Below are 26,526 nucleotides of genomic sequence, written 5' to 3' on the forward strand. Positions count from 1 at the left end.
GCTGCCGCGATCACAACTGCCGACGTCAAACGGTGACGCATGTATCCCCCAGGTTCCGGCGAATCGAACAGGGGCTAGACCCACGAAAACGCCCCGGGGTTGTACGCCTCTCCCCGCACCCCGTACGCGACCGCCCGCCGTGCCGGGGCCGGACCAGGCGCGGGCCTGACAGAATCGGGGGTGCGCGACCCGGGCGGCCCCCGGGGGTGAGACGCTGCAGGGGGCAGGGACCCGCGGCGGCTCGCGCGCATCCGGTGACGTGACGGCGATGTCGGCGCTGCCACCGGCGATGGCTGGAAGAGCGGGGACCGCGAGGGACCCCGTACGGGGATGGGTGTGGAGGCGAGTGGTGGAGCAGCTGACGCAGCACGACCCGAGACGGATCGGCCCCTTCGAGGTGCTGGGACGGCTCGGCGCCGGCGGCATGGGGCTGGTCTATCTCGCGCGGTCGGCGTCCGGACGCCGGGTGGCGATCAAGACGGTGCGCACCGAGCTCGCCGAGGACCAGCTGTTCCGCGTCCGTTTCACCCGTGAGGTGGAGGCGGCCCGCGCCGTCTCCGGCTTCTACACCGCGGCCGTCGTCGACGCCGACCCGCGCGCGGCCGTGCCGTGGCTGGCGACCGCGTACGTACCGGCGCCCTCCCTGGAGGAGATCGTCCACGAGTGCGGGCCCATGCCCGCCCAGGCCGTACGGTGGCTCGCCGCCGGCATCGCCGAGGCGCTCCAGTCGATCCACGGGGCGGGCCTGGTCCACCGCGACCTGAAGCCCTCCAACGTGCTCGTCGTCGAGGACGGCCCGCGCGTGATCGACTTCGGCATCGCCAGCGGTGTCTCCAACACACGGCTGACCATGACGAACGTCGCCGTCGGCACCCCCGCGTACATGTCGCCGGAGCAGGCCAAGGACTCGCGCAGCGTCAAGGGCGCCAGCGACGTGTTCTCGCTCGGCTCCACGCTGGTCTTCGCCGCCACCGGGCATCCGCCGTACCACGGGGCGAACCCGGTGGAGACGGTCTTCATGCTGCTGCGCGAGGGCCCCAACCTGGAGGGGCTGCCCGACGAGCTCCGCCCGCTGATCGACTCCTGCATGCAGATGGACGCCACGCAGCGGCCGACCCCGGCCGACCTGCAGGCGCAGCTCGCCCCGCACCTCTTCGAGGGCGGCGACGAGAGCGGTACCGCTTCGGCGTGGCTGCCCGAGCGGGCCGTGGCGATGATCGAGGCCCGGCGGGCCGGCCACCGCAACGCCGCCGCTGCCGCTGCCGCCGCCGCCGCGGCGGTGCCGAAGCCGGCCCTTCCCCGGGCCGGCATCTCCGCGCCCATCGAGAGCGCCGGTCCCGCGTCCGGTCCCGCCACGCACCGCCGCCAGCGCGGCGGCGCCGACCCGTGGACCGACCCGCGGACCGGCCAGGCCGTCCCGCAGCGGCCCGAGCACCCGCCGATGGCGCCCTCGGGGGAGCCCGTGCGGCTCGGCGGTTCCCCGGTGCCGATCGGTCCCGGCCCGCAGGCCTCCGCCTCGGCTCCGGCCGCCCACGCCGCCGCCGCGGACTCGGCGACCGGCTGGATCCGGCCGCCCGCCGGCACCCCGGTGTCGGGCCCCGCGCCCTCGGTCCTCGTACCGAACCCCGGCCCGGCCCCCGACAGCGGCCGCTGGCGGCCCTGGCGGTTCCGGATGTCGAACGAGGTCTGGGGCACCCCGACCGTCGCCGGCGACCTGCTCTACGTCACCTCCTTCGAGGTGCACGCCCTGGACGTGGCCAGCGGCCGCCGCCAGTTCAAGACCCGGGACGTCGCCTGGTCCATGGCCGTCTCCGACGGGCGCATCCACGCCTCCGACGGCCCCTCCCTCTACGCCCTGGACGCCGGCGACGGCTCCGAGCGGTGGCGGCTGTCCGCCGACGCCTGGGTGTACGCCCTGCGCTCCGACCGGGGCACCGTCGTCACCGCCACGCGCGGAGGCGGCGTACAGGCCTGGGAGTCCTCCAGCGGGCACAAGCTGTGGGAGCTGTCGGGCGCGCAGAGCGAGTTCGAGACCGCCGAGGCGGCTCCCGTGCTGCACGACGGCACGGTCTACGTGTGGCAGGACGCCCGGCTGCGGGCCCTGGACGCCCGCTCGGGCCGCGAGTCCTGGTCCTATCCGGTCGGCGACGCCGGCTCCTGCGGGAACGTGCCCGTACGGGTCACGCCCGCGCCCGACGGCAACGTCTACGTCGCCGCCGGCACCCGGGTGATCTCCATCGACCGGGCCTCGGGACGGGTCCGCTGGCACTTCGAGGCCCCCGCCGTGTTCCTCGCGCCCCCGGCCTTCGCCCCCGGCGCGGCCGTCACGGGCGGCGGGGTGTACCTCGCGGACTACCTGGGCACCGTCTACGCCCTGGACGCGGCCACCGGCAAGGACCGCTGGCGCATCGCCACCGAGCCCCGGCAGTCCGCCGACCCGGTCCTGGTCGCCGCGGGCAACGTCCACCTGGCGGCGGGCAGCGCCGTGTACACCCTCGACGCGGTCACCGGCACCCCGAAGTGGCGGTTCGCGGCGGGCGGCGAGATCACCGGTTCCCCGGCGGTCGCGGACGGCCGGGTCCACTTCGGATCGGCCGACCACTGCCTGTACACCCTCGACGCGGCGGGCGGCCAGCTCCGCTGGAAACTGGCCACCGGCGGGGAGATCACCGGCGCCCCGGTGGCCGAGGCGGGCGTGGTCTACGCATGCAGCAAGGACCGCTGCGTCTACGCACTGGACGCCGCCAAGGGCACGGGGACCCGTACGGGCGGCTGACCCGGCTCGGCCGCCGCCTGAGCTGCGGCTGAGCCGTTCGGGGGCCCGGTCGCGGCCCCCTCGGGGTCGCGCACCGCACGAGGATTGACTGCTCCTCCACCTGAAGGGATTGCTCTCCTTCGGGTACGGGGGATTTGCGGCTCGAGCTGCCTTACGAACCGGCGGTTCGTCGGGTCTTGTGCTTTCGGCGCCGGCCGGGTTCAGACCTGCCCGGACGAGCATCACTCCTCGCCAAGGTCGACTTGGCGAGGAACCTCGGTTTGAAGTCCTCCACGGCGAGAACGTCGTGGTCACGGACAACACGCTTGGCCCACTTGCGGGCCGTGTCCTCCCGCTGCCTGGCGACCTTCTTGTGCAGCTTCGCCGCCCGCCGCCGGGCCATCGTCCGCTGGTACCGGGCCAGCCTCACAGAGGCCTTCCTGCCGTGCGCAGGGGTTCGATTTGGAGGGAAACGACGAACGAGCAATACCAGTGCCCGACGCTGTCCCGGTAGACCCGCACGGACGACGGATCGCCAGGGAGATCGCGTGACCACACCACCCTAAGGACGATCCCGCCCGCCAGATGAAGGCGTCCGTCCTTGAGCCGGAAGCCGCGCTTGGTGTAGTTGAGGCTCGGATCCGTGTCGCGCTTCTGGTTCCCCTCCGCCACCAGCGCGCTGAGCGCTGTCGACGACACGCGCAGTCGGTAGGTGTACCGGGAGTACCCGGCGTCCTCCGCTGCTTCGGATGTCGTCACCACACCAACGTAGATCCGCAGCCCGCACCATTCGCCCGAACGGCAGTACCTCACCTGAACGAGTGGCCGATCACCCCGCCTGTCGGCGAACCGCCACCCTGGGGTTCCGCATCTGCCTGAAACTGATCCCGCCGCAGCGGAAGCGTTACGCGGCCACGAGATTCCTCCCCGACTTGAAGCCCTGGGCAGGGTTCCGGCTATCCGGATGACAGGATGGACCCCATGAGCAACGTATTCTTCGACATCAACATCGACGGCAAGCCCGCCGGTCGCATCGTCTTCAACCTCTTCGACGAGGTCGTCCCGAAGACCGCCCAGAACTTCCGCGAGCTGTGCACCGGCCAGAACGGCTTCGGCTACGCCGGCTCGGGCTTCCACCGCGTCATCCCGCAGTTCATGCTGCAGGGCGGTGACTTCACCAACCACAACGGCACGGGCGGCAAGAGCATCTACGGCGAGAAGTTCGCCGACGAGAACTTCACCCTGAAGCACGACCGCAAGTACCTGCTGTCGATGGCGAACGCCGGCCGCAACACCAACGGCTCGCAGTTCTTCATCACCACCGTCCTCACCCCGTGGCTCGACGGCAAGCACGTCGTCTTCGGCGAGGTCGTCGAGGGCTCGGAGATCGTCGACACGATCGAGAAGCTCGGCTCCCCCTCGGGCTCCACGAAGGGCAAGATCGAGATCGCGGCGTCCGGCGTCGTCGAGGCCTGATCCCCACCCCGCCCGCAACGGCTGGCCGGCCCCGCCCCCTCAGGGGGGACGGGGCCGCCGTCATGTCCGGGGGCGGGGGGCCTGCGCCGGGGGTCCTGTCAGACCATCACCGTGGTCGACCAGGGCACGGCGGCGTTCCAGCCCGGCCAGAGGCTTTCGGGTGCGGCGCGGGCGGTCAGCACCACGAGCAGCGGGGTGCGCCCCGCCTCGCGGATCACCTCGCCGACGCAGTCCGGGACCGCGCCCCGTACGTGGTGCAGGTTCTCGGCGACCACCACCAGCGGGCGGTGCGGGGTGGCGCGGCGCAGGGCGGCGCGCAGGTCGTCGCCGAGTGCGGCGCCGTCCGGGCCGGTGCGGACGTACCAGACGGTGGTCTGACCGTCCTGCTGGAGCCGGTCGGTGAGCTCGGAGAGGAGCCGGCCGTGGCCTCCGGGGCCGCCCGCGCCGGCCGTGCCGGCGGCTCCGGCGGCTCCGGTGAGCGTCACGACGTGCGGGCGCTGCTGGCGCTGGACGAAGGCCAGCAGGGCGAAGAGCAGGTCGAGTTCGGGGTCGGGCCGTGAGCTGAAGTCCAGGTCGGGGCCGTCCGTGCCCGCGGACGGGAGCAGGGCGGGGTCCTGGTTGATGATCGCCTGGTGCAGGTCCCGTACTTCGCGGCCGGGCTGGACGCCGAAGTCCCGGCTCAGCTCCTGCTGGAGCCGCTCGTACGCCCGCAGGGCCTCGGCCTGGCGGCCCGCGCGGTAGAGGGCGAGCATCAGCAGGTGGCACGAGCGCTCCCGGGAGGGCTCGGCGGCCGTCGCTGCCTCCAGGGAGCGGATCACCTCGTGGTGGCGTCCGCTGCGCAGTTCCGCGTCGCAGAAGTCTTCCAGGGCCGCGGCCCGGGCGTTGTCCACCATCTCCAGTTCGGGCCAGTCCACGCCGGATTCGGCGAGTTCCTGTCCGGCCCGGCCGCGCCACAGGCCGAGGGCGGCCCGCAGGGAGCGGGAGGCGCTCTCGGGCTGTCCGGCGGCCAGCGCGCCGCGTCCCTGGTCGGCGAGGATCCGGAACCGGGCCAGGTCCAGGGCTTCCGGCGCCATCCGGAGCATGTAGCCCGGGGCCTGGCTGACCAGGGAGGCGACGTGGGCGGGCACGCCGCCGCCGGCCAGTACTCCGCGCAGGGCCGAGACGGTGTTCTGCAGCACCTTGCGCGCCGTGGGCGGGGCGACCCTGCCGGGCCAGAGGACCCCCATGAGGTCGCTGGTGGAGACCACTTGGTTGGCGTGGAGCAGCAGGAAGGCGAGGACGGCGCGCTGGTTCATGCCCCGCAGCGGGAGCGGTCCGGCGGCGGTGACGATCTCCAGCGGCCCGAGGAGCCGGAAGGAGACCTTCGGGTCGCCCGCGGCGGCCGGGCGGACCGCACCGGGCGGGCCGGACCTGGCACGTGTCAGTACCGCGCCGCGTGCGCCGGGCTGGGCGGCCACGCGCGGCCGGTGGGCCGGGTGGCTGCCGGAAACCGTCGGCGGCCTCGTCTGGTTGAGCATGTTTCCCCCGTATCCGACTGCCTTCGGCGCGGGCACGGCGGGCCGTGGTGCGGCCGCGCGTGCCCGCGCTTCCTGAGGGGGTGTTCGGGACGGGCCCGGCGTGCGGGCATCGCGCGGGTATCGCGCGGACCTTGCAGGGCCCGTTCCTCGACGGCGGCCGCGTGACCGCCCCCTCCGGTCGGCCGTCTTCGGTGATCCGTAGCTCATCCGGACGGAAGACGCGCGGTTGAGCCGGGACGCTACCAGCGGGGTCGGCGGCATCAGCGGATGCTTTTGCTACTTCGGCTACTTCGGCTACTTCGGCTAGTTCACCTGGTGGGCAGGGGAGAGGCCGATAACGTTGCGAACGTCCTCGCTGCTTTCTGCCATTTCGCGGAGGACCGTTTCCATCGTGGAGGAGGACTGAGAGAAGAGTTTCCGGCCGGCCGGTGTGAGGCGGGCGTCGAATCCCCTCCGGTCATTGGAGCAGGGCCGTCGCTCGACATAGCCGGCATTGATCATCTGGGCCAGCAGGCGTGAAACCTGTGGCTGGCTTCTGGAGGCGCGGGAGCTGAGTTCACCGGCCCGGATCCAGTCGTCCGCGCGCATCATCACGTCCATGATCTCGAAGGCGCTGGCGCACAGGCCGTGGTGCTCGGCCAGGACGCGTTCGGCGGCCTGATTGATCTGCGCGCAGGCGCGGGCCACGGACACCCATCGATCGGTCAGAGCTGTTTCTGTCACCCCCTCATCGTAGGTTCGCGAGCCCCTCTTGTCGATGCAGGCGCATGAATGTACTGTGCGGATCAAGATCGATGCATTCGCATGCATCGTTCTCGTACCGCTCAAAGTTCCACTGAAAGTTCCACCCGAAGTTCCCCCCCAACGAAGGAGACGTGGTGACCGAGCAGACGCTGGCACCCCAGACAGCCGGGCCGGACGCGGACGAAGCGCCCGCCCAGGCCCCCGGCAAGGCCCCCTGGACCACCCTCGTGGTGGTCGGCGTCGCCCAGCTGATGGTCATGCTGGACTCGACGGTCGTGAACGTGGCCCTGCCCTCGATCGGGGCCCAGCTGCCCGCCGATCCGGCCGCCCTGCAGTGGACCATCAGCGCGTACGTCCTGATGCTCGGCAGCCTGCTGCTCTTCGGCGGCCGCGTCTCCGACGTCTTCGGCCGCCGCCGCACCTTCGTCACCGGCCTCTCGGTCTTCGCCGTGGCCTCCGTGCTCTGCGGCATCGCCGGCAACCAGGAGCTCCTCGTCGCGGGCCGCGCCCTCCAGGGCGCCGGAGCCGCACTGCTCTCCGCGGCCGCCCTGTCCATCATCCTGGCGGTCTACCAGGACGAGGAGCAGCGCAAGATCGCACTCACCGCCTGGAGCGGCCTCGGCGTGATCGGCGCGACCATCGGCGTGGTCCTGGGCGGCCTGATCGTCACGGCGATCAGCTGGCGCTGGGCCTTCCTGATCAACATCCCGGTCAGCATCGCGGCCCTCATCGGCGCCCTGCGCGCCATGCCCGCCCTCAACACGAGCAACGGCCGCAAGCTGCGCCTGCCCTCCGCGATCGTGTCGACCGCCGGACTCGCGGCCCTGTCCTTCGGCCTGATCCGGCTGCACGAGGGCTTCGGCGACCCGACCGCCTGGAGCAGCATCGGCGCCGCCGTGGTCCTGCTCACCGTCGTGACCTTCATGGAGATCGGCCAGGCCGACCCGCTGCTCCCGCTGCACCTGCTGCGCAAGCCCACCTACTGGCTGTCCAGCGTCGGCCTGCTCCTGGTGGCCAGCGTCATGATCAGCAGCTCCTTCCTGGCCAGCATGTACTTCCAGCGGGTCCACGAGATGAGCGCCTTCGTCACCGGCCTCTCGCTGCTCCCCATGGGCCTGGCGGCCCTCGTCGTCGCCATGGTCGCGCCGGCCCTGGCCAATGCGCTGGGCCTGGGCGGCATGTACGTGGTCGGCGCCGCTCTCCAGCTCGTCGGTACGGGCCTCCTGGCGACCGGCAGTGACAGCGTCGCGCTGACCATCGTGGCGCTGGCGGTCATCGGCGCCGGCCTGCCGGCCTGCTTCGTCCCGCTGTTCGGCATCGGCACCTCGCACGTCAAGCTGGAGGAGTCGGGCGTCGGATCCGGGCTGCTGAACACCTTCAACGAGACCGGCGCCGCCCTCGGCATCGCCGTCATCGGCACCATCCTCATGACCTCGGTGGACGGCGGCCTCGACGGCGGGGACTCGGTCGCGGACGCGACCACCGCCGGCGTCGGCAACGGCTTCCTCGCCCTGGCCGTGTGCTCCGCCGTCGCCATCGTGATCGCCCTCGCGCTGCGGTCGCTGACCCGCGCTCCTCGGGGCGCCGACGCCTGACCTGACCCCGGCCCGGCCCCGGCCCCGCGCCACGCGAAACCGGATGGGTCTCCCTGAACGTGGGCTTGCAGCCTCCCCCGCCTGCAAGCCCACTTCGCGTTTCCCGGTCCCGGGCGGGCCGGGCTTTTCGCGTATGCGGAGCATGTTCTTCCGCCCGCGATGGACAGCCGATTACCGCCCGCTGGAGGGTGAATTCCACCTCGGTGGAGGGGCGGTTGAATTCATGGACAGGGGTGGTCCGGGATCGGTAGCTTCATGATCAGCCGGTTGTCCGGTGCTGCGAAAGAAGAAGCCCGGCGGAAAACGCCGCAGTGCAATTCGACGCCTGCACGGCAGTCGGTACTCATACGCGAATCAATTCTCCATCTCCCTCTCCATCCTCATCTCCACCTCTCCCCTCGAACGCTAAGGAATGCGCATGGCCATCTCACCCGAAGAGATCCCGAACGCCCTGGCCGCGGCGGCGAAGGCCGCCCCCGCCTGGCAGGCGGCGGGCGCCACCGTCCGCTTCGTGATCTCCGAGCCGGCGGCCGAACTCACGCTGGACCCGCAGGGCGTCCTGACGGAAGCCGAGCCCACCCACGTGTTCGGCATCAGCTACGCGGACCTCGACGACCTGGCCGCCGGCCGCCGCACCTTCCTGCGGACCGTCACCAGCCGCCGCGTCTCCGCCCGCGGCCCGGTCATGCAGACGTTCGCCGTCGGGCAGGCCCTGACGACCTTCTCCCTCCCGCGCTGAACGCCCCGTCCACCAGCAAGGAACCACGATGACGTACACGCACAACCCGGCCGCCCACCCGCTGCTCGACCCCTTCGAGGCCGACTTCCTGAACCAGGTCGTCGCCTTCGCCCGTGAAGAGGTCGCCCCCGGTGCCGCCGAGCGCGACCGGGTCGAGAAGGGCCAGCTCGACTGGGACACCGTCCGCAAGGGCCACGCCCTCGGTCTGCTCCGGATGGCCATCCCGCGCGAGTTCGGCGGCCTCGGCCTGAGCCAGCTCGCCCTCGCGATGACCCTGGAGGAGCTGGCCTCCGCCGACCCCGGCATGGCGCTGGTCTTCGGCGCCACCGGCCTCTTCCAGACCCCGCTGCTGATCTGCGAGAACCCGGCGCTCCAGGAGAAGTACCTGCCCGCCTTCCTCGGCCCGGAGCCGGTCCTCGCCTGCAACGCGGTCGCCGAGGAGCGCAACGGAACCGACCTGGTGCTGCCGCAGCAGGCGCCCTACGCCCAGGACATGACGGTCGCCCGCCGCTCCGGCAGCGAATACCTGCTGACCGGCACCAAGCGCTACATCACCAACGCCCCGGTCGCCACGTACGCCACGATCATGGCCAACCTGGACGAGGGCCAGGGCTCGACCGGCCTGACCTGCTTCGTCACCGAGCTGGAGCAGGACGGCGTCACCCGCGGCGAGATCCACGACAAGGTGGGCTACCGCACCGCCCCCGCGGGCGAGCTGATCCTCGACAACGCCCGGGTGCCCGAAGAGAACGTCATCGGCGACGAACGCGGCGGCTGGGACCTCAACGTCGCGATCGGCAACCTCACCCGCGTCACCTGCGCGGCCGTCTCCACCGGTATCGCCCGCCACGCCCTGGACCGTGCGGTCGCGTGGGCCGGCACCCGCCGGCAGGGCGGCCGGCTGCTCTTCGAGCACCAGATGTCCGCCCGCAAGCTCGCCGACATGTCCGCCCGGGTCTCCGCCGCCCGCGCCCTCTACCTCGACGCCGTACTGAAGGCCGACACCGTCATCCCGACCCCGGCCTACGAGCCCGCCGTCGCGAAGCTCGTCGCCGACCGCGCCGCCATCGACAACGCCGACGCCGCCATGAGCCTCATCGGCGCCGCCGCCTTCCAGCGGGAGGACGGCATGGACCGGGTCCTGCGCGACGCCTACGGCCCCCGCATCTACGAGGGCAGCCCCGAGGCGCTCGCGCTGGTCATCACCGGCGAGCTGTTCGGCGTACCGGAGGTCCGGTGACCACCGCCACGGCCACGGCCACCGCCACCGCCACCGCCGCGCGTCATGCCGGCGCCAGGGCCTCGTACCGGGAGGAGGTGCTGCGGGACTCCGCCGAGATCGCCCTGCCCGACCTGGACCACCACGTGGACGGCGAGCCGCTGTTCCGCTCCGCCAGCCCCGAGGGCCTGCTGACCCTGACCGTGCGCGGAGACCAGATACCCGCCGCGTACCTCGACGAGGTCTACCGCTTCCGGCTGGCCCAGTACCTCAAGCGCGGCTGGCTCAACGAGGAGGTCGCCGCCGCCGCCGGCCTCACCGCCGAGCCGTACGACGACCACGCCCTCCGGGACCAGCACACCCTGGTCGTCGAGCAGGAGACCGGCCGGCTGCGCGGCTACGGCACGCTCGCCCACACCCGCAGCCCCGCGCACACCCTGCTCGGGGACGCCGCCCACCTGCCGTTCGTCGTCGAACGCGACTACGGCCTGCGGCTCGCCGACGAGCTCGGCCCGGCCACCCCCTCCCACCGCGTGTGGGAGGGCAAGCGGCTCGTCAGGGACCACGCCATGAGCCGCTCGCAGGCCGCCGTGTCCGTCCCCTGGTGGGTCTACCGGGGCTGGGCCGAAGGCTGCCTGCGGGCCCTGGCCGAGGACGGAGCGGCGATCGTCGGCGACGGCAAGCCGGGCGGCGCCGTCCTCCAGCTGTCCCTGCTCGGCTTCCACACCCGGATGCTCGACGTGCCCGCCAACCCGGCGGACCCCACCGACCTGTTCGCACCCATGTGGGACCAGCAGCAGCGCTCGTACCCCTTCGTCCTCACCGACGCGAACGCGCTGCGGCCCACCCTGTCCCACCTCGACGCGATCCTCGCGTCCGGGGAAACCGGGTCGGTCGCGGCCCGGCTCACCGCGTTCAAGGAGGAGAGGGCATGAGCCGCCACTCCGACCGGGGAAGCCGGTCCGACCAGGGAAGCCGCGCCGACCGGAGCAGCCCGCCCGACGTGGGCACTCCCGCGGAGGCCCGCGAGCTGGACGAGGAGCTCTACTACGCCTCCCTCACCCAGCGGAACCGCGGCCTGATCCCCGCCGCGCTCCAGGAGCAGATCCGGCACACCCCCCTGCTCATCGCGGGCTGCGGCTCCATCGGCGGTGCCACCGTGCAGCCGCTGGGCCGGATGGGATACCGGGACTTCGTCCTCGCGGACGTCGGCACCTACGAGCTGAACAACCTCAACCGCCAGCACGCCACCGTCGACGACCTGGGCCGCAACAAGGCCGAGGTCGGCGCCGACGCCCTGCGCGCCATCAACCCGCACGTCCGGGCCGAGGTGGTGCCCGTGGGCATCACCCCGGAGAACGTACGGGAGCTGGTCCGGCGGGCCGAGGTGATCGTGGACGGTGTCGACGTGACCACCCCGTCCGGCCTGCGCGCCAAGATCGCCCTGCACCAGGAGGCGTGCCGCCAGCGCAAGCCCCTGGTCACCGGCTGGGACATGGCGGGCATGCTCGCGGCCCAGTGCTTCGACTACCGGCTGGTCCGGCGGATCTTCGACGGCCAGCTGCTGGCCGAGGACGCCGACGTGCTGAGCACCTGGGAAGTGATCTTCCGGATCGCCCCGCGCGCGCACATCCCCGGCGAGATGTACCGCGAACTCCGCCGCGGGCTGGGCCGCCCCGACTACAGCGTGCCCCAACTCACCGAAGCGGCGACCCAGTTCGGATCGCTCGCGGTCCACATGGTCAACCAGATCGTGGCGGGCGAGAACGTGCCGCGCACGGTGGCCGTCGATGTCCACCACATCGCCCTGACCCCCGGGCGCCGGGTCGCCGACCGGGTCGGCCGCCACTGGGAGAAGGCCCGTTTCCTGAACCACCTTCCGCGCGAGCAGGCCTGGCGCGGATTCAGCCCCGCCGCCGTATACCGGCTCGGTCGCCGTTCCGCACCGGCCGCATAGAAGGCCGGCCGCACACAAGGAAAGCCCCCACATGAGAAAAGAATTCGCCTACGCCGACGCGCGCGCGACCGGAATCCTGCTGAGCGAGACCGAGTCCGAGATCATCGAAGCCGCCGCACTGAAGATGGCCGCGCAGTACGCGGCGTACTCCCTGCACAGCAGCGACCTCCTGCACGCCGTGGAACTCGCCGCGGCCGCCCTGCCGAGCGAGGTCCGGCGCGCGCTCATCTCCTTCCGCGACCGGGGCAACGCGAGCGGCACCCTGCTGCTGCGCGGCCTCCCGCTGGGCACCCTGCCGGCCACCCCCGACCGCCCGGAGGACGAGCCGGACTGGTCCGAGGTCTCCGTGGCCACCCTCAGCCAGCTGATGGTGATGTCGGTCCTGGGCCGCGCGATCTCCTACCGGGACGAGAAGAACGGCAACCTGGTCCAGGACGTCAGCCCCAAGCGCGGCGCCGAGACCCGCCAGGAGAACAGCGGCTCCATCCTGCTCGAACTCCACACGGAGGACGGCTTCCACCCCGCCGCCCCGCACTTCCTGAGCCTGATCTGCCTGCGCGGCGACCGCGACGGACTCGCCGCCACGGTGACCGGCGGGATCGGCGACGTACTGCCGGAGCTCGACGCGGAGACCGTCGCCACGCTGCGCCGGCCGGAGTTCCGGACCAAGTTCAGCACCTCCTTCGTGCACGACACCGACGAAGAGGTGCTGACCCCGCCGGTACCGGTGCTCTCCGGCACGCGGGCCAACCCGGACCTGCGGGTGGACTTCCACGGCACCGTCGGCACCACTGCGGCGGCCCGGGCGGCGCTCACCGCGCTGGAGGACGCCGTACTCGGCTGCCTGCGCGGCATCGTGCTGGAACCCGGCGAACTGATCATCCTCGACAACCGCCGCACCGTGCACGGGCGTACGGGCTTCACCCCGCGCTACGACGGCGCGGACCGCTGGCTGCGCCGCTCCTTCGCACTGGCCGACCTGCGCCCGGTCCTCCACGACCTCGGCGAGGGCCGCATCCACAACGCGATCACCGCGCGGCAGGCGGAATGCGAGGCCGCGGCCGAGTCGGGGGCCGGGTCCGTTGCCGTGGCCGGGTCCGTGGCCGGGTCGGTACCCGGGTCGGTACCCGGGTCGGTACCCGAGTCCGTGCCCGGGCTGGTGCCGGTGGCCTGACGGCCGCCCCGCCCCGGGGATCCGGGCCGGGCCGGTTGGGGCCGGCCCGGCCCGGTCCGTCCGCCCCGTCCCGCTTGCGCATCCCCTTCTCAACTGTCTTGTGCACGCCACCTTTCCGTGGCCCACCACCACCACTGACGGAGGAACACCATGTCCGCAGCCCTGAGCGCCACCCTGACCCGGATCGTCGTCGAGAACCTGGAGGCCGACGCCGACGCCCTGACCGACGAGGCCACCCTCGCCGCCCTCGACCTCGACTCCCTCGCCATCGCGGAGCTGGTCCTGCTCATCAAGGAGGAGACCGGCGCCGACCTCAGCAGCGAGGAGACCAGCCTCGGCGAGCTCACCATCCCCGCCCTCGCGCAGCTCGTGACCACAACGCTGGACAGCGAGAAGTCCGCATGAGCGCACCGGCACCGGCCCCCGCACCGGCCGTCGTCGTGACCGGCACCGGCATGATCACGCCGGTCGGTACCGACACGGACTCGACCTGGGAGGCCGTCCGGCGCGGCGAGTCCCGCGCCGGGCTCGCCCCCGTCCCGGGGGTCTCCCGGGACCTCCAGTGCCGCACCGTGGGTCCGTTCGGCGCCGAACTGCTGCCCGGCCGGGGCACCGCGAACCTGGACCCCTTCATCCGGTTCGCGCTCGTCGCCGCCGATCAGGCCATCGCCGAGGCCGGCCTCGACCCCGCGGGCTGGGACGGCAGCCGGGTCGGCATCGTCGTCGGCTGCGGCCTCGGCGGAGCGGCCACCCTGAGCACGGCGCACGGCCGGCTGGCCGAGCGCGGACCCGACGCCGTGTCTCCGTACGTGCACCCCCGCTCGCTCATCAACATGGCCGCCGGGATGCTCGCCATCCGCCACCACGTCACCGGTCCGAGCCACACCGTCGTCGCGGCCTGCGCCTCCGGCGCCGTGGCCGTCGGGGTCGGCCGGGACCTGATCCGCAGCGGCGCCTGCGACATCGTGATCGCCGTCGGCACGGACGCCGGGGTGGTGCCCGTGATCGCGGCGGGCTTCGCCGCGATGGGCGCCCTCACCGACAGCGCCGCGGACGACGCCTCGCGGCCCTTCGCCGCGGACCGCTCGGGCTTCGTGCTCTCCGAGGGCGCGGCCGCCCTCGTACTGGAGCGCGAGGACGCGGCGCGGGAGCGCGGCGCCACCCGGCAGGGCCGCATCCTCGGGTACGCCTTCACCACCGACGCGCACCACCCGGTCGCCCCGCACCCCGAAGCCGTCGGCGCCGAGGCCGCGGTACGGGCCGCACTGGCGGACGCCGGGCTCACCCCGGCGGACGTGGACCACGTCAACGCGCACGGCACCTCGACCCCGTACAACGACCGGAGCGAGGGGAAGCTGATCAACCGGCTGTTCCCGCACCGGCCGAGCGTCACCGCCAACAAGGGCCTGCTCGGGCACAGCCTGGGCGCGGCGGGGGCCATCGAGGCCGTGCTGACCCTGCGGACCCTGGCCACGGGCATCGTGCCGCCCACCGCGCACACCCCGGCCGTGGACCCGGAGCTGGCGGGCCTGGACCTGGTGGTGGACAAGGAGCGGCACCAGAACCCCGCGGTGGCGGTCAGCCACTCCTTCGGCTTCGGCGGCTCCAACTGCGTACTGGTGATGGGCACATGAGCAACGAAACGATCTCCCACCGCATCCCCGCCGTACTGACCGGCCTGGGCACCTGCCTGCCCCCGCGGACGGTCACCAACGACGACCTGGCACAGCGGCTGGACACCTCGCACGAGTGGATCCACAGCCGTACCGGAATCGCCCGGCGCCGCGTCGCGGACCCCGGGACGGGCACCACCGAACTGGCGGCTGCCGCCGGTTCCGCGGCCCTGGAATCGGCCGGCCGGACCTCCTGCGACCTGGTCCTCGTGGCCACGACCACCCCGGACCGGGCCTGCCCCGCGACCGCCCCGCAGGTGGCGTCCGCCATGGGTCTGACCGGCGTCGCCGCCTTCGACCTGTCGGCCGTCTGCTCCGGCTTCGTGTACGGGCTGTCCGTCGCGGCGGCCATGATCGGTGCCGGTACGTACGAAAGCGTCCTGGTCATCGGCGCGGAACGCTATTCGGCGATCGTCGACCCCGAGGACCGCGGCACCGCCGTCATCTTCGGCGACGGCGCCGGCGCGGTGCTGCTCGAACGCGGCCGGGAGCCGGACGGGCAGGGAGCCGGGCACGGAGCCGATCACGGAGTCGTCCTGCACACCGAGCTGGGCAGCGACGGCACCGGCATCGACCTGATCACCGTGCCGCCCGGCGAGCGGTACCTGCGCATGGAGGGTCGCGAGGTCTACACCCGGGCCGTCCCCACGATGGTCGGCTCGGCCCGCAGCGTCGCGGAAGCGGTCGGCTGGCGCCCCGAGGACATCGACGCGTTCGTCGGCCACCAGGCCAACCTGCGGATCCTGGAATCGGTGGCCAAACGGCTCGGTCTGCCGCCCGAGCGCGTGATCTCCAACATCGAGGACGTCGGGAACACGGCCGCCGCGTCCATCCCGCTGGCCCTGGCCTGGGCCGCGGACCGGGGCCGGCTCACGCCCGGCGACCGGGTGGTCCTCACCGCCTTCGGCGGCGGCCTGACCTGGGGCTCGGCGGCCCTGGTGTGGCCGGACGTACGCCCGGTCCACCGCTGACCCCTCCCGTACGGGCACACTCGACGAAAGGCAGCACGACAGTGACCACCACACCCGTATCGGCATCGGCGGCCCGCTACGCCCGCTACCGGACTTCCCTGGGCTCCGGCGCCGGAGCGTCCCACACCCTCACGCAGTGGCTCCCGCTGGCCGCGCTGGCGGCCACGAACGACGCCCTCCCCACCCCACCCCGTCCACGTCCCCGCCCCGGGCGCAGCCAAATTCAGCCGTCCGGCGTTTGAGGACCGGGGTCTGGGGCGGAGCCCCAGGGGCTTTCAGCCCGTCCGGCGTTCGAGGACCGGGTCAGGGCGGAGCCCCGGGAACGGTGGAAGGGCGGGTAGGGGACTGCCCCGCAGGGCACCGGCACCCGGGCCGCACGCGCCACAGCCCTGCCGGCCCTGAGCCGTTACGAGTGGTCCTGCGGCGGGGGCGGCCAGGCCGACGGGGCCGGGGGATGGGCGGGGTCCTCGACCGGCTCCTGGTACGGCTCCCGGTACGGATCCCGGTAAGGCTCCGGGACCGGCTCGCGGGCGACCCGGTCGCGGCGCCGGGGGCGGCCGCTCATCACGGCCGCCGCGAGGATGAGCAGGGCGCCGGCACCGAAGGCGTTGGCGACGCCGTCGCCGAGGCCCGTGCCGTCGACGCCGACCGAGAGGCCCCCCGCGGCCTGGCCCTGGCGGACCATCCACAGCACGGCGAAGCCGAGGACGACGACCCCGGAGAAGGCCATGAGCAGCCGGGAGCGCAGCACGATCGCGACGAGCGCGAGCAGGGCGGCGAAGAGGAACGGCAGCAGCAGCGAGCCCAGCAGGGCGGCCTTGTCGTCGGTGATCCCGGCGGAGGCGAAGAGCTCCTCGATGCGGTAGTCGCGTCCGTGACGGCCGTCGTACCAGGCACGGAAGGGGCTCCAGACGGCGGCCGCCGCTCCGATCAGACCCAGGAGCGAACCGAGTACGTTGCGGATCATGCCCGGCCCTCCGGGGGAGTGGGTTTGGATCTCGATCCCGACGCTACGCCCGCCCCCGCAGTCCCGCACGCGGAGGTCTAGGAGGGCAGCGCCGGGGGAAACCTGGTGTGTCCCCCCTGAGAGCGAGATGTGGCGGTTTCGTGGCTCGTGGCAGCCACCGTACCGGTGCGGCTTTCGCCCCCTGGTAGCGTGCCGCCGGTTGTCCAACGGGGAGGGGTTCAGGCCATGGTGGTCACGGGGCGGCGGGTCAGGCTCACGGCGGTGCTGGTGGGCGTGGTGCTCGCGTTGACGGGGTTCTCGTCGACGGGCGGCAGCGGCAGCGGCAGCGGCGGAAAGAGCAAGAGCAGCGGGGGCGGGTGCTCCAGCTCCAAGAGCAAGTCGAAGAAGAAGAGCTACAGCGGTACGGGCGGCAGCGGCGGCGGCTCCACGGCCACCCCCACGGCCACGCCCACCGAGACCCGCCCGCTCGCGCACGCGGAGGTCGTCACCTGCGCCGGCCCGTCCGCGGCGAAGGCCACCGTCAAGGTGACCTCCGACGCGGCGGCCGCGCACACGTTCCGCGTCCCGCTGGTCTTCGAAGGCGCCTCCGGCCGGGTCGACTCCGGCTCCGTGGAGCTCGCCCTCAAGGCGGGCGAGAGCCGGACGGTCGACCTGCCGATGACGAGCGCGGCCAAGGCGGGCGAGGTCACGCGCTGCACGGTGGGCCCCGTCCAGACCGTCTCGACCGCGTCGCCCACCCCGACGGCGACCTCCGGCTCCGGGACGTCTGGGTCCGTCACCACCGGCGGCAGCACGGGCGGCAAGAGCACGAGCAAGCCGAAGCCCGGGTCCACCAGGAAGACGCGCTGACCCGCAGGGCAGTACGGGTTACGGGGTGACGACGACCTCGTCCACGCGGCTCTTGGCGACGAGGTGCCGGGAGTCCGGGTAGGCGTAGCCGGCGTACCAGGAGCCGGTCCGGGTGGCGGTGAAGCTCTTCCTGAAGGTGCCGTCGGCGCCGGTGGTGGACGAGCCCATCTCGTTCCAGGTGGTGCTTCCGGCGGGCCGGAAGTAGTAGACGACGCTCTGGCCGGCGAAGGGCTTCCAGGTCGGGTCGGCGTGGTTGAGCTTGCCGGTGACGGTGATCGGCTTGCCCTTCTTGGCCGGTTCGGGGGCGGCGTTGAACTCGGGGATGGCCGTGTTGGTGCGCTCGATCCGGACGGCGCGTGTCACGGCGCCGTGGATGGTGGGGGTCCCGGCGTACCGGAGCCGTATGTAGCCGGGGCCCGCATAGGGCAGGCTCTGAGCGATCGAGAAGGCCTGGTTCGTGCCGGGCTTGGTGGGGACGTTGAAGGCCTTGCGGCTGGTCCAGCCGGTCTTGCCGTCCGCCGAGTACTCGATGTCGACCTTGAGCGCGGTGGTCCCTTCCGGGATCTCGCCGCGCCCGAACAGGCTGGACACGTGGACGGACCTGTCCGGCCAGACGGAGGCCGCGAAGCTGTAGAAGAACGCGCCGGGCGTGGTGTCCACCTTCACCGTCGCCTTGGACCCGAACCAGACCGACCGGGGCTCGACGTTCGTGACGGCGTCCCCGCGGAGCTGCTGGGTGAGGGAGAACCGGCCCGCGGCGTCCGTGATTCCGGACGTCCAGCCCCCCGTGTAGATCGGCATCGCGGTCGGCAGGGGCTTGCGCGTGCCGTCCGCGGACTTCCAGGTGGCGGTGCCGCCGAGGTACACGCGTGCGCCGAAGGGGCCGGTCACGGTGGGGGAGTCCAGTGCGAGGTCGGTTTCCACGGGCGCCACCGGGGTCGTCACCGACTTGCCGGCCTGCTGGCCGTTCAGCTCGGTCGCGACCACGAACTCCACCTGGCTGTCGGCCGGGGACTCGCGGAAATCAGTGTGGGTGATCCGGAACTTCTCCTCGAAGTGACCCGTGGCGTCGGCGGTCCGCGAGGTGGTTTCGGAGCCCCGCTCGGCCGTGAAGGCGGCGCCCGCGTACGGCTTGGACGAGCCGTCGAGCGGGTTGTACACCGAGAGGTCGCCGGAGACCACCGTGTCGAGGTGCTCCACCGAGACCGCGCTCGACTTCAGGTTCGAGATGACCGGACGCTGCGCGTAGGTCAGGACCCCGCCGTCCTCGTGGACGACGGGCTCGCCCTCGGTGCCGGTGTACTCGATGTCGATGGCGTAGGTCCCGAGCTCGGGGAGCTTCACCGGGTCGCTCTGGAACTGCGAGTCCTGCGGGGGTTCGCTCCCGCAGTCCCACGAACAGGGGCCGTCCGGCCGGCGCGTGAAGCTGGTGAGCGTGGCGAGCCGGGTGGGCGACCCCTTCTTGCGCACGTGCGCCTTGAGGCCTCGGGGCACCTTCGTGTCCCAGTTCCCGGTGTGCACGACGACCCGTTCCTCCCACGAGCTCACGGAGACATACGGGTAGGGGTCGGCGGCCCGGGCGACCGTGGGCACCGCCCAGACGGTGCCCACGGCCATCGCCGCGGTGAGAACCGCACTGACTCGCTTCTTCATGTGTCCCCCGGAGGATCGTCGTTCTGACCGCAATGGGGGACTGCCCACTCTGTCGGATGGTTGTACGGGGAACCGGCCGGGCTTCCCCGCCCGCCCCCCGTCACCGCACCCGCGGCTCCGGTCCCGCCCCGCTCCGCCGCCCGGCGAACAGCTCCGCCTGCCGCTCCGGCGGCAGGTTCCCCAGCGCGATCAGCCCCGGAGCCTGCGCCAGCGCCTGCTGGAGTGCGGCCTGCTTCGCCGCCCACAGGGACCGTACGGTGCCCTGCACGCCCTCCGTCGGGAAGCCTGCCAGCGTCTCCGCCGCCCGCAGGGCCGCCGGGAGCAGCGCGTCGGGCTCCGTCAGCTCGGAGACCAGGCCGATCTCGTACGCCCGCCGCGCGGAGAGCCGTTCCGCCGTGCCCATCAGGGACATCCGGGCGGCCTCGCCGAAGGGCATGCGCTGCGCCATGTAGATCGCCTCGTAGGCGCTGACCATGCCGTAGCTGGTGTGCGGGTCGAAGTACGTCGCGGACGCGGAGGAGATGATGAACTCCGACTCGCCCAGCAGGTAGAACGCCCCGCCGCAGGCCATGCCGTTGACGGCGGCGACCACCGGTTTCCACAGGTCGTTCGCCTTAGGCCCGATGGAGACGAGCGGGTCGTCCACCGAGTACGGCGAGGTCGGCTGCGGCACCTCCACGCCGCGGTCGATGCCCGTGCAGAAGGCCGCCCGCCCGGCGCCCGTCAGGACGATCGCCCGTACCTCGTCCTCGTAGCGGAACCCCCTCCACACGCGCGCCAGTTCGGCTGCCGTCCCGAGGTCGATCGCGTTGTGCTTGCGCTCCCGGTCCAGGGTGACGACCGCGACCCCGGTGGCCTTGTCCCGCTCGACGCGCACGGTCATGACTTCTCCAGCACCCAGCGCGGCACCGCCATCCCGCCCGTCTCGGTGAACACCACCTGGACGCGCGCGCCGATGCGCAGCCGCGCCGGGTCCATGGAGTCCAGCGGGGCGTCGGCGGAGGTGACGAGGTTGCCGACGAGGCGGATCTGCGGGGCGTCGGCCAGCTCCACGAGGATCACGTTGTACGGGGCCTGCGCGGCGTACGCGGGCAGCAGCGGCGGGTGCGGCTGGACGTACGACCAGATCCGGCCGCGGCCGCTCATCAGGCGCCACTCGGAGTCGAAGGACCGGCAGTGCGGGCAGCAGGGGCGGGGAGGGAAGCGCAGTTTCCCGCAGGCGGGCTCCGCGCAGGCCTGGACGCGGAGTTCGCCCTGGGCCGCGTACTCCCAGAAGGGGGCCCCGTCCTCGTCGGGGACGGGGAGGAGGAGCTCGTCGGCGGTGGCGGTGGTCGTGGCGGTCGTCGTCGTCATGGTCGGCAGCTCCTCAGGATCGCAGCAGGATGGCGGACGTCGGGACACCCTCGCCCGCGGTCACCAGGCAGGTCGCGGCGTCGGGCACCTGGGCGGTGGAGATGCCGCGGAGCTGCTTGACGCCCTCGTTGATCAGGTTGAAGCCGTGCACGTAGGCCTCGCTGAGGCCGCCGCCGCCCGTGTTGATGGGGAGCCGGCCGCCGATCTCCAGGGCGCCGCCCTCGGTGAAGGAGGCGCCCTCGCCGCGCCCGCAGAAGCCGTACCCCTCCAGCGAGAGCGGGATCAGAGGGGTGAAGGCGTCGTAGATCTGGGCGACGTCCACGTCCTGGGGGCCGAAGTCGGCCTGCTTCCACAGGTGTCGGGCGGCGGTCCAGGCGGGACCGGACAGCGGGTCGTCGTTCCAGTAGTTGACCATGCCGTGGTGCTGCGAGGGCAGGCCCTGGGCGACGGAGTGGACGTAGACGGGCTTCTGGCGGCAGTCGCGGGCGCGCTCGGCGCTCACGATGACGCAGGCCAGCGCGCCGTCGGTCTCCAGGCAGTTGTCGAAGAGGCAGAGCGGGTCGCTGATCATGCGGGCGGTCATGTACATCGCGCGGGTCAGCGGGCGTTCGTACATCATCGCGGCCGGGTTCTCGTTGGCCCGGTTGCGGCAGGCCATCGCGACGTTGAAGAGGTGGTCGCGGGTGGCTCCGTACTCGTGCATGTAGCGGCGGGCCAGCATGCCGATCTCGTCGGCGGGGCGCAGCAGGCCGAAGGGGCGGGTCCACTGGCCGGGGGTGGGGAGCTGGACGGCCGTGTTCTTCCACGGGCGAGGCCCCGAGCCGCGCTTGCGCGAACGCCAGGCCACGCCGACGCTCGCCTGGCCGGTGGCGACGGCGGCGGCCAGGTGGCCGACGGTGGCGCAGGAACCGCCGCCGCCGTAGCCGATCTTGGAGAAGAAGGTGACGTCGCCGGCGCCGATGGCCTTGGCGACCTCGACCTCGTCGGTCTCCTCCATCGTGTAGGAGGAGAAGGCGTCGACCTCGGACGGGTCTATGCCCGCGTCGTCGAGCGCCGCGAGAATGGCCCGGCAGGCCAGTTCCTTTTCGGACTGCGGCAGTTGTTTGGCAAAGGCGGTCTGCCCGATGCCGACTATCGCCGTAGCGTCCTTGAGCGTTGCCGCCATCGCCACCTCCGGGGTGCACCAGTACTGACAGCCGCGAAGGCTACAGCTAATCTGACGGATAGTCAGCTACTGGGATCGCGGGAGGGCGGACGATGGACGAGGACGAGGGCGCGCGCGGGATCGCGGAGAAGCCGGACGGCATGACGGACGGCATGACGGAGGACGGGCGGGCCGATCTCCTCTGGACCAGCATCGGCGGGCTCGTCCGGGATGCCGCCGTGCGGTACGCCGGCCGCGAGGCCGTCGTGGACGGGCGGGTCCGGATCGACTACGCGCAGCTCGGCGAACGCGTCGAGCGCGCCGCCGCCGCCTGCATCGCCGCCGGCGTGGAACCGGGGGACCGGGTCGCCGTCTGGGCGCCCAACACCCTCGAATGGATCGTCTCCGCCCTCGGCGCCGTCTCCGCCGGAGCCGTCCTCGTCCCCCTCAACACCCGTTTCAAGGGCTCCGAGGCCGCCTACGTCCTCCAGCGCAGCCGCGCCCGGCTCCTCTTCGTCACCGGCACCTTCCTCGGCACCTCCTACGTCGCCTCCCTGCGCCGCGCCGCCGCCGAGGGCGAGGGCTCCGGGCCGCTGCCCGGCCTGCCCCACCTGGAGCAGGTCGTCGTCCTGTCCGAGGACGCCCCGGACTCCTTCCGCACCTGGAAGGAGTTCCTGACCGGCGGCGACGCCGTCTCCGCCGAGGCCGTCCGGGCCCGTACGGCCGCGATCCCCGCCTCCGCCCCCTCGGACATCATCTTCACGTCCGGCACCACCGGCAGCCCCAAGGGCGCCGTCATCTCGCACGCCCAGTCCCTGCGCTGCTACGAGGTCTGGAGCGAGCTCGCCGGACTGCGCGAGGGTGACCGCTACCTGATCGTGAACCCCTTCTTCCACACCTTCGGCTACAAGGCCGGGGTCATCGCCTGCCTGATGCGCGGGGCCACGATGGTGCCCCAGCCCGTCTTCAACGTGGACACCGTCCTCGCCAACATCGCCGCCGAGCGGATCTCCGTACTGCCCGGCCCGCCCACCCTGCACCAGTCCCTCCTCGACCACCCCCAGCGCGACCACCACGACCTCTCCGCCCTGCGCCTGGTCGTCACCGGCGCCGCCGTGGTCCCGCTCCAGCTCGTCGAACGGCTCCGCGGCGAGCTGCGCATCGGCACCGTCCTCACCGCGTACGGGCTCTCCGAGGCGAGCGGCATCGTCACCATGTGCCGCCGCGGCGACCCGGCGGAGATCATCGCGTCGACCTCGGGCCGGGCCATCCCCGGGACGGAGGTCAGGATCGTGGACCAGGACGGCGTGCGGCAGCCCACGGGCCGGGCCGGGGAGGTGTGGGTGCGCGGCCACAATGTCATGCGCGGCTACTTCGAGGACCCGGCCGAAACCGCCGAGGCCATCACCCCCGAGGGCTGGCTCCGCACCGGCGACGTCGGCGTCCTCGACACCGCCGGGAACCTGCGCATCACCGACCGGATCAAGGACATGTTCATCGTCGGCGGCTTCAACGCCTACCCCGCCGAGATCGAGCAACTCCTCGGTCTGCACCCCGACATCGCCGACGTGGCCGTGGTCGGCATCCCCGATCCGCGCCTCGGCGAGGTGGGCAAGGCGTACGCGGTCCGCCGCCCCGGCGCGGTCCTCACGGCCGACGACCTGATCGCGTGGTCACGCCGGGAGATGGCCAACTACAAGGTCCCGCGCGAGGTGGAGTTCGTCTCCGAGCTCCCGCGCAACGCGAGCGGCAAGGTCCTGAAACGGGAACTCCGCACCCGCTGAGGGCGGGTCGGCGGCCACGGAGTCACCGCCGCGTCGCGTGCGCCGGCCGGCGCGGCGCCTCGTGGGGGATGGTCGCCGACGCGTTCTCGGCGAGGCCGAACCGGGCGTGCAGGGCGCGCAGCGGGGCCGGGGCCCACCAGTTGGCCCGGCCGGCCAGCCGCATCGACACCGGTACCAGCACGGCCCTGATCAGCGTGGCGTCGATGAGGATCACCGCGACCATGCCGATGCCCAGCATCTTGAGCGGGACTGCTGTCCCAGGACCCGGAGCTGATGGTGATGTCCGTACTGCGTCCGGACGGCCGGAGACAGTCCGGCGGGGGCCGTTTCTGATCCCGGGCTGGTCCGATCGGTCGGATCTGCTGGTGGGTCGTGCCGGGACACTCCGTGCGGCGGCAGGCCCGGGGCTATGCATGGGTGGGTCATCCGACCATCCGTGAGCCTCAACCTCAGGAGCCACCCGATGCGCCCCATCAGAGCAGTCTGTCTCGGCACGGCCTCTGCGCTGGTTGCCCTTCTCGCCTGCGCCCCCGTCGCGTCCGCCGTCGGGACGGACGCCGATACCGCCCGCGACAAGGGCAAGGGCCAGGTCATCACCCTGACCGGCCGGCTCGCGGAGCAGTCGCGCTTCCCCGTCAACCCGGCCGGCCCCGCCGCCCAGGGTGACCGGACCGTCTTCCGCTCGATCCTCTTCGACAAGGACGGCCAGCAGGTCGGCGAGACCGGCGGCACCTGCACGACCACCCGGGTCGACAACGGCGGAGCGGAGACGTGCAACGTGACCTACACCCTCCCGGGCGGCCAGATCGCCGCCCAGGGAATGGTCTTCGGCCACCTCGTCCCGGGCCCTCCCCCCGCGTTCGACAACGCGATCACCGGCGGCACCGGGAAGTACGACCGGGCCCGCGGCTCGATCCACGCCGAGACGATCGCTCCGGGCGAGCGCCGCTTCACGATCGACCTCGAGCGCTGACGCGCTCCGACGCGCACTGACACGTCCGCCGGGGTGCGCACCCGCACCCCGGTGCGGTCGTCGCCCCCGGCGGGCGCACCATGAAGACGTCGATCGGGTCCTGGTCCTCCACGAGGAATCCGTGGCGCTCGTACAGCCGGCGGGCAGCACTGCCCTGCAGGACGTTCAGACCCACGGTCGCGCCCCGCGCGTCCGTCCGCTCCAGCACCGCGCGCAGCACGGCGGATCCGAGCCCCTGCCCCTGATGCTGCGGAGCCAGGTAGAAGTGTTCGAGCCACTCCCTGCCCCCGGCGGGCCGGACCGTGACACATCCGGCGGGTTCACGGTCGACGACGATGACCGACGTGTGCTGGGGGGAGAAGGAATCCCGCAGCCGCTGCCGCACCCGGTGTTCGTCGTAGCGCCCGAGGCGTTCCAGATCCCCGCGCAGGACGGTGGCCCGCAACTCCGCGATCATCTCGATGTCCGCGGCCACCGCGGAACGCAGCACCCACCCCGTCGCCTGCACCGCCGCGTCCGCCCGCACACCGCTCCCCGTCCCCCCGGCATCCATGGCCGGAGTATTTCAGCCCGGCCTCTCATGGCTGCTGCAGCCCTTGCACTTGCCGGGCACCGGGCTGCGGAAGGCACGTTCGCACTCCGGGCAGATCACGAAGGGATCCGGAGGCACGAAGGCGGGCGCGCGGGGCAGCGGCGCCAGCGGCGGCGGCAACTGGGCCGTGAGCCGGTGGGCGATCAGCCCGGCCGGATTGCGCAGCCCCACCGGCAGCCGTGCGGACAACGCGGCGACCAGCGCCTGCACCCCCGCCCCGCGCTCCAGCCAGGCTTCGACCCCACCCGCGAGGTACCGGACGTCCCGCTCCCCGAGCAACAGCCGCGGATCGACCCGCCGCAACTCCGCGAGCACCTCCCCGGCAAGCCGCCGCCGCCCGGGATTCTCCGCCTCCCGGGGCACGGGCAGCCGACCGGCGGGCACGACCTCGGGCGCAGGCTCTGCCTTTACGGCCGTTGCCGCATCCGGCTCCGGCTCGACCGGCAGCGGCTCCGGTGCGGTCCGTACGGCGGCAGGCTCCGTCCCGGGCGGCGGCGGGCTCACGACGGAGGCGGCCACGGGAGCTCCTGGAGCTGCGGGACTCACCCGACCCACATGTGCTCCGCGACGCGCAGCCGCCACGGTCGCGGCCCGGGGGTGGTTGTAGGACACCGTTCGGGTGGCGATCCGCCCACCCGGCAGGTTCTCGAGCGACCGGTCCAAGTACCCGAACAGCACCAGTTCGCGGAGCCCCTTGGCGATCGAGGTCTCCCCGATCGAAAGCCGTCTGGCCAGGTCCTTGATGCCGATGGGAGTCCCGGAGGGCATCGACTGGATGAAGATCCCCAACATCCGTGCGATGAACGACATCTCGGGATGCTGGATGAGGTCGTTGCTCACGACGGTGAATCGCCCGGTGAGCCGGACGTTGGCGTGCCGAACCCCGTATGTCGCGCGCGCGGGCGCGGTAAAGTGCACCGAAGCCATAGGGAAGGTAGTGCTTCCTACTTGGTCAGGCCCTCGATCGGGATTCGCAGTCCCGGCGGGGGCCGTCTCATGTCTGAGTTGTCGGGGCGAGCATATGCCAGACAACCACCGCGAAATCCACCCCAGTTGGCCGATTCACCCGTGTGAGTGAGAGCCCGCCGAGCGGGAGGCTGGAGGGGTCTGGAAAGAGGTCTTTCCCCAGGTACTTCCCCAAAAGAAGCACCGCGCCCCACCGGGACGCGCCCGGCCACGACCCGGTACGTTGCCCTTCCTGCACTCACGTTCGAAAAAGGTGACCCCATGCCGACCATCGCGGAAGAGGTCGCATTCGACCCGCAGGAGATGTTCGAGCTCTACGACTCGGTCGACTGGGCGGGCTACACCTTCGGCTTGCCACGGGTGCGTGGGGTCTCTTTATGCCAAGACGTGCATAGTCGCGTTCGCGCATAGACGGCCTCACCAGT

General features: G+C 72.4%; 25 protein-coding genes and 1 pseudogene. 15 read left to right on the top strand and 11 right to left on the bottom strand.

Translation table 11 applies throughout. The features are described 5' to 3' along the window. The first annotated feature begins 349 nt into the window (after positions 1-349). A complete protein-coding gene (gene afsK, locus AC3IX6_RS21175) occupies positions 350-2,776 on the top strand; it encodes a protein serine/threonine kinase AfsK (RefSeq protein ID WP_489363572.1) in 2,427 nt (808 codons plus the stop codon). A 217-nt stretch (positions 2,777-2,993) separates the two neighbouring features. Here the strand turns inward: afsK and AC3IX6_RS21180 are convergent. Further along, positions 2,994-3,412, bottom strand: a pseudogene (locus AC3IX6_RS21180) (nuclease/transposase family protein); the annotation flags it as partial. Between the two features lie 324 nt (positions 3,413-3,736). Between AC3IX6_RS21180 and AC3IX6_RS21185 the strand changes: the two are divergent. Beyond that, positions 3,737-4,231 (top strand): peptidylprolyl isomerase, encoded by a 495-nt coding sequence (locus tag AC3IX6_RS21185; protein ID WP_489363573.1) that lies wholly within the window; start codon positions 3,737-3,739, stop codon positions 4,229-4,231. 98 nt (positions 4,232-4,329) lie between these two features. On the opposite strand, the gene AC3IX6_RS21190 is transcribed toward AC3IX6_RS21185, so the two are convergent. Then, positions 4,330-5,748 (bottom strand): AfsR/SARP family transcriptional regulator, encoded by a 1,419-nt coding sequence (locus AC3IX6_RS21190; RefSeq protein ID WP_489363574.1) that lies wholly within the window; start codon positions 5,746-5,748, stop codon positions 4,330-4,332. A gap of 303 nt (positions 5,749-6,051) precedes the next feature. Beyond that, positions 6,052-6,471 (bottom strand): MarR family winged helix-turn-helix transcriptional regulator, encoded by a 420-nt coding sequence (locus tag AC3IX6_RS21195; RefSeq protein WP_489363575.1) that lies wholly within the window; start codon positions 6,469-6,471, stop codon positions 6,052-6,054. Positions 6,472-6,626: 155 nt separating this feature from the next. Here AC3IX6_RS21195 and AC3IX6_RS21200 point away from each other — a divergent pair, with 155 nt between their 5' ends. From AC3IX6_RS21200 to AC3IX6_RS21240, 9 genes are all read left to right on the top strand, one after another. Next, on the top strand, positions 6,627-8,087 hold the full coding sequence (locus tag AC3IX6_RS21200) for an MFS transporter (RefSeq protein ID WP_489363576.1): 1,461 nt from the start codon (positions 6,627-6,629) through the stop codon (positions 8,085-8,087). Positions 8,088-8,505: 418 nt separating this feature from the next. Beyond that, positions 8,506-8,826 carry a hypothetical protein gene (locus AC3IX6_RS21205; protein WP_489363578.1) on the top strand — a complete coding sequence of 107 codons (321 nt, stop codon included), beginning with the start codon at positions 8,506-8,508 and terminating at the stop codon, positions 8,824-8,826. A gap of 28 nt (positions 8,827-8,854) precedes the next feature. Next, positions 8,855-10,066, top strand: coding sequence for an acyl-CoA dehydrogenase family protein (locus AC3IX6_RS21210; protein ID WP_489363579.1), 1,212 nt, complete (start codon positions 8,855-8,857; stop codon positions 10,064-10,066). Next, entirely contained in the window at positions 10,063-10,980 is a 918-nt protein-coding gene (locus AC3IX6_RS21215; protein ID WP_489363581.1) for a hypothetical protein, read from the top strand. The genes AC3IX6_RS21210 and AC3IX6_RS21215 overlap by 4 nt, the downstream gene beginning before the upstream one ends. Then, complete coding sequence (locus AC3IX6_RS21220; RefSeq protein WP_489363583.1) at positions 10,977-12,002, top strand: HesA/MoeB/ThiF family protein; 1,026 nt, start codon at positions 10,977-10,979, stop codon at positions 12,000-12,002. Before AC3IX6_RS21215 ends, AC3IX6_RS21220 begins: the two co-directional genes overlap by 4 nt. A 31-nt stretch (positions 12,003-12,033) precedes the next feature. Then, positions 12,034-13,176: a TauD/TfdA family dioxygenase gene (locus AC3IX6_RS21225; protein ID WP_489363585.1), complete on the top strand. Its 1,143-nt coding sequence runs from the start codon at positions 12,034-12,036 to the stop codon at positions 13,174-13,176. 150 nt (positions 13,177-13,326) lie between these two features. Continuing rightward, positions 13,327-13,581, top strand: coding sequence for a phosphopantetheine-binding protein (locus AC3IX6_RS21230; protein WP_489363587.1), 255 nt, complete (start codon positions 13,327-13,329; stop codon positions 13,579-13,581). Beyond that, positions 13,578-14,810 carry a beta-ketoacyl-[acyl-carrier-protein] synthase family protein gene (locus AC3IX6_RS21235; RefSeq protein WP_489363589.1) on the top strand — a complete coding sequence of 411 codons (1,233 nt, stop codon included), beginning with the start codon at positions 13,578-13,580 and terminating at the stop codon, positions 14,808-14,810. The genes AC3IX6_RS21230 and AC3IX6_RS21235 overlap by 4 nt, the downstream gene beginning before the upstream one ends. Beyond that, entirely contained in the window at positions 14,807-15,820 is a 1,014-nt protein-coding gene (locus tag AC3IX6_RS21240; protein ID WP_489363591.1) for a beta-ketoacyl-ACP synthase III, read from the top strand. The genes AC3IX6_RS21235 and AC3IX6_RS21240 overlap by 4 nt, the downstream gene beginning before the upstream one ends. A 406-nt stretch (positions 15,821-16,226) precedes the next feature. Here the strand turns inward: AC3IX6_RS21240 and AC3IX6_RS21245 are convergent, their stop codons facing one another. After that, positions 16,227-16,787 (bottom strand): hypothetical protein, encoded by a 561-nt coding sequence (locus AC3IX6_RS21245; protein ID WP_489363593.1) that lies wholly within the window; start codon positions 16,785-16,787, stop codon positions 16,227-16,229. A gap of 225 nt (positions 16,788-17,012) precedes the next feature. On the opposite strand from AC3IX6_RS21245, the gene AC3IX6_RS21250 reads away from it, so the two are divergent. After that, positions 17,013-17,636, top strand: a complete 624-nt coding sequence (locus AC3IX6_RS21250; RefSeq protein ID WP_489363595.1) for a hypothetical protein — start codon at positions 17,013-17,015, stop codon at positions 17,634-17,636. Positions 17,637-17,654: 18 nt separating this feature from the next. Here the strand turns inward: AC3IX6_RS21250 and AC3IX6_RS21255 are convergent, their stop codons facing one another. The 4 genes from AC3IX6_RS21255 to AC3IX6_RS21270 form a co-directional block, all read right to left on the bottom strand. Further along, positions 17,655-19,289: a hypothetical protein gene (locus tag AC3IX6_RS21255; RefSeq protein ID WP_489363596.1), complete on the bottom strand. Its 1,635-nt coding sequence runs from the start codon at positions 19,287-19,289 to the stop codon at positions 17,655-17,657. 100 nt (positions 19,290-19,389) lie between these two features. Next, on the bottom strand, positions 19,390-20,172 hold the full coding sequence (locus tag AC3IX6_RS21260) for an enoyl-CoA hydratase/isomerase family protein (protein WP_489363598.1): 783 nt from the start codon (positions 20,170-20,172) through the stop codon (positions 19,390-19,392). Further along, positions 20,169-20,642 (bottom strand): Zn-ribbon domain-containing OB-fold protein, encoded by a 474-nt coding sequence (locus AC3IX6_RS21265; RefSeq protein WP_489363600.1) that lies wholly within the window; start codon positions 20,640-20,642, stop codon positions 20,169-20,171. Before AC3IX6_RS21265 ends, AC3IX6_RS21260 begins: the two co-directional genes overlap by 4 nt. A gap of 13 nt (positions 20,643-20,655) precedes the next feature. Continuing rightward, positions 20,656-21,807 carry a lipid-transfer protein gene (locus tag AC3IX6_RS21270; RefSeq protein ID WP_489363602.1) on the bottom strand — a complete coding sequence of 384 codons (1,152 nt, stop codon included), beginning with the start codon at positions 21,805-21,807 and terminating at the stop codon, positions 20,656-20,658. A 152-nt stretch (positions 21,808-21,959) separates the two neighbouring features. Between AC3IX6_RS21270 and AC3IX6_RS21275 the strand changes: the two genes are divergently transcribed. Beyond that, complete coding sequence (locus AC3IX6_RS21275) at positions 21,960-23,570, top strand: FadD3 family acyl-CoA ligase (RefSeq protein ID WP_489371516.1); 1,611 nt, start codon at positions 21,960-21,962, stop codon at positions 23,568-23,570. Positions 23,571-23,592: 22 nt separating this feature from the next. On the opposite strand, the gene AC3IX6_RS21280 is transcribed toward AC3IX6_RS21275, so the two are convergent. Then, positions 23,593-23,808, bottom strand: a complete 216-nt coding sequence (locus AC3IX6_RS21280) for a hypothetical protein (RefSeq protein ID WP_489363603.1) — start codon at positions 23,806-23,808, stop codon at positions 23,593-23,595. 225 nt (positions 23,809-24,033) lie between these two features. On the opposite strand from AC3IX6_RS21280, the gene AC3IX6_RS21285 reads away from it, so the two are divergent. Next, on the top strand, positions 24,034-24,543 hold the full coding sequence (locus AC3IX6_RS21285; RefSeq protein ID WP_489363605.1) for an allene oxide cyclase barrel-like domain-containing protein: 510 nt from the start codon (positions 24,034-24,036) through the stop codon (positions 24,541-24,543). Here AC3IX6_RS21285 and AC3IX6_RS21290 read toward each other — a convergent pair. Further along, the gene (locus tag AC3IX6_RS21290) at positions 24,521-25,096 is read right to left on the bottom strand and encodes a GNAT family N-acetyltransferase (protein WP_489363607.1); all 576 of its coding nucleotides are present in this window, start codon (positions 25,094-25,096) and stop codon (positions 24,521-24,523) included. The genes AC3IX6_RS21285 and AC3IX6_RS21290 overlap by 23 nt on opposite strands. Positions 25,097-25,108: 12 nt before the next feature. Next, the gene (locus tag AC3IX6_RS21295) at positions 25,109-25,975 is read right to left on the bottom strand and encodes a helix-turn-helix domain-containing protein (RefSeq protein WP_489363609.1); all 867 of its coding nucleotides are present in this window, start codon (positions 25,973-25,975) and stop codon (positions 25,109-25,111) included. Positions 25,976-26,362: 387 nt separating this feature from the next. Here AC3IX6_RS21295 and AC3IX6_RS21300 point away from each other — a divergent pair, with 387 nt between their 5' ends. Beyond that, complete coding sequence (locus tag AC3IX6_RS21300) at positions 26,363-26,512, top strand: hypothetical protein (protein ID WP_489363610.1); 150 nt, start codon at positions 26,363-26,365, stop codon at positions 26,510-26,512. Positions 26,513-26,526 lie beyond the last annotated feature (14 nt).

Source organism: Streptomyces sp. GL_141 (genome assembly GCF_057834385.1).

Coding starts and splice junctions, on each gene's coding strand:
- AC3IX6_RS21275 (WP_489371516.1), top strand. CDS start 21,960: ATGACGGAGGACGGGCGGGCCGATCTCCTCTGGACCAGCATCGGCGGG.
- AC3IX6_RS21250 (WP_489363595.1), top strand. CDS start 17,013: ATGGTGGTCACGGGGCGGCGGGTCAGGCTCACGGCGGTGCTGGTGGGC.
- AC3IX6_RS21225 (WP_489363585.1), top strand. CDS start 12,034: ATGAGAAAAGAATTCGCCTACGCCGACGCGCGCGCGACCGGAATCCTG.
- AC3IX6_RS21205 (WP_489363578.1), top strand. CDS start 8,506: ATGGCCATCTCACCCGAAGAGATCCCGAACGCCCTGGCCGCGGCGGCG.
- AC3IX6_RS21300 (WP_489363610.1), top strand. CDS start 26,363: ATGCCGACCATCGCGGAAGAGGTCGCATTCGACCCGCAGGAGATGTTC.
- AC3IX6_RS21235 (WP_489363589.1), top strand. CDS start 13,578: ATGAGCGCACCGGCACCGGCCCCCGCACCGGCCGTCGTCGTGACCGGC.
- AC3IX6_RS21210 (WP_489363579.1), top strand. CDS start 8,855: ATGACGTACACGCACAACCCGGCCGCCCACCCGCTGCTCGACCCCTTC.
- AC3IX6_RS21285 (WP_489363605.1), top strand. CDS start 24,034: ATGCGCCCCATCAGAGCAGTCTGTCTCGGCACGGCCTCTGCGCTGGTT.
- AC3IX6_RS21230 (WP_489363587.1), top strand. CDS start 13,327: ATGTCCGCAGCCCTGAGCGCCACCCTGACCCGGATCGTCGTCGAGAAC.
- AC3IX6_RS21185 (WP_489363573.1), top strand. CDS start 3,737: ATGAGCAACGTATTCTTCGACATCAACATCGACGGCAAGCCCGCCGGT.
- AC3IX6_RS21255 (WP_489363596.1), bottom strand. CDS start 19,289: ATGAAGAAGCGAGTCAGTGCGGTTCTCACCGCGGCGATGGCCGTGGGC.
- AC3IX6_RS21265 (WP_489363600.1), bottom strand. CDS start 20,642: ATGACGACGACGACCGCCACGACCACCGCCACCGCCGACGAGCTCCTC.
- AC3IX6_RS21190 (WP_489363574.1), bottom strand. CDS start 5,748: ATGCTCAACCAGACGAGGCCGCCGACGGTTTCCGGCAGCCACCCGGCC.
- AC3IX6_RS21240 (WP_489363591.1), top strand. CDS start 14,807: ATGAGCAACGAAACGATCTCCCACCGCATCCCCGCCGTACTGACCGGC.
- AC3IX6_RS21245 (WP_489363593.1), bottom strand. CDS start 16,787: ATGATCCGCAACGTACTCGGTTCGCTCCTGGGTCTGATCGGAGCGGCG.
- AC3IX6_RS21270 (WP_489363602.1), bottom strand. CDS start 21,807: ATGGCGGCAACGCTCAAGGACGCTACGGCGATAGTCGGCATCGGGCAG.
- AC3IX6_RS21260 (WP_489363598.1), bottom strand. CDS start 20,172: ATGACCGTGCGCGTCGAGCGGGACAAGGCCACCGGGGTCGCGGTCGTC.
- AC3IX6_RS21220 (WP_489363583.1), top strand. CDS start 10,977: ATGAGCCGCCACTCCGACCGGGGAAGCCGGTCCGACCAGGGAAGCCGC.
- AC3IX6_RS21290 (WP_489363607.1), bottom strand. CDS start 25,096: ATGGATGCCGGGGGGACGGGGAGCGGTGTGCGGGCGGACGCGGCGGTG.
- AC3IX6_RS21280 (WP_489363603.1), bottom strand. CDS start 23,808: ATGCTGGGCATCGGCATGGTCGCGGTGATCCTCATCGACGCCACGCTG.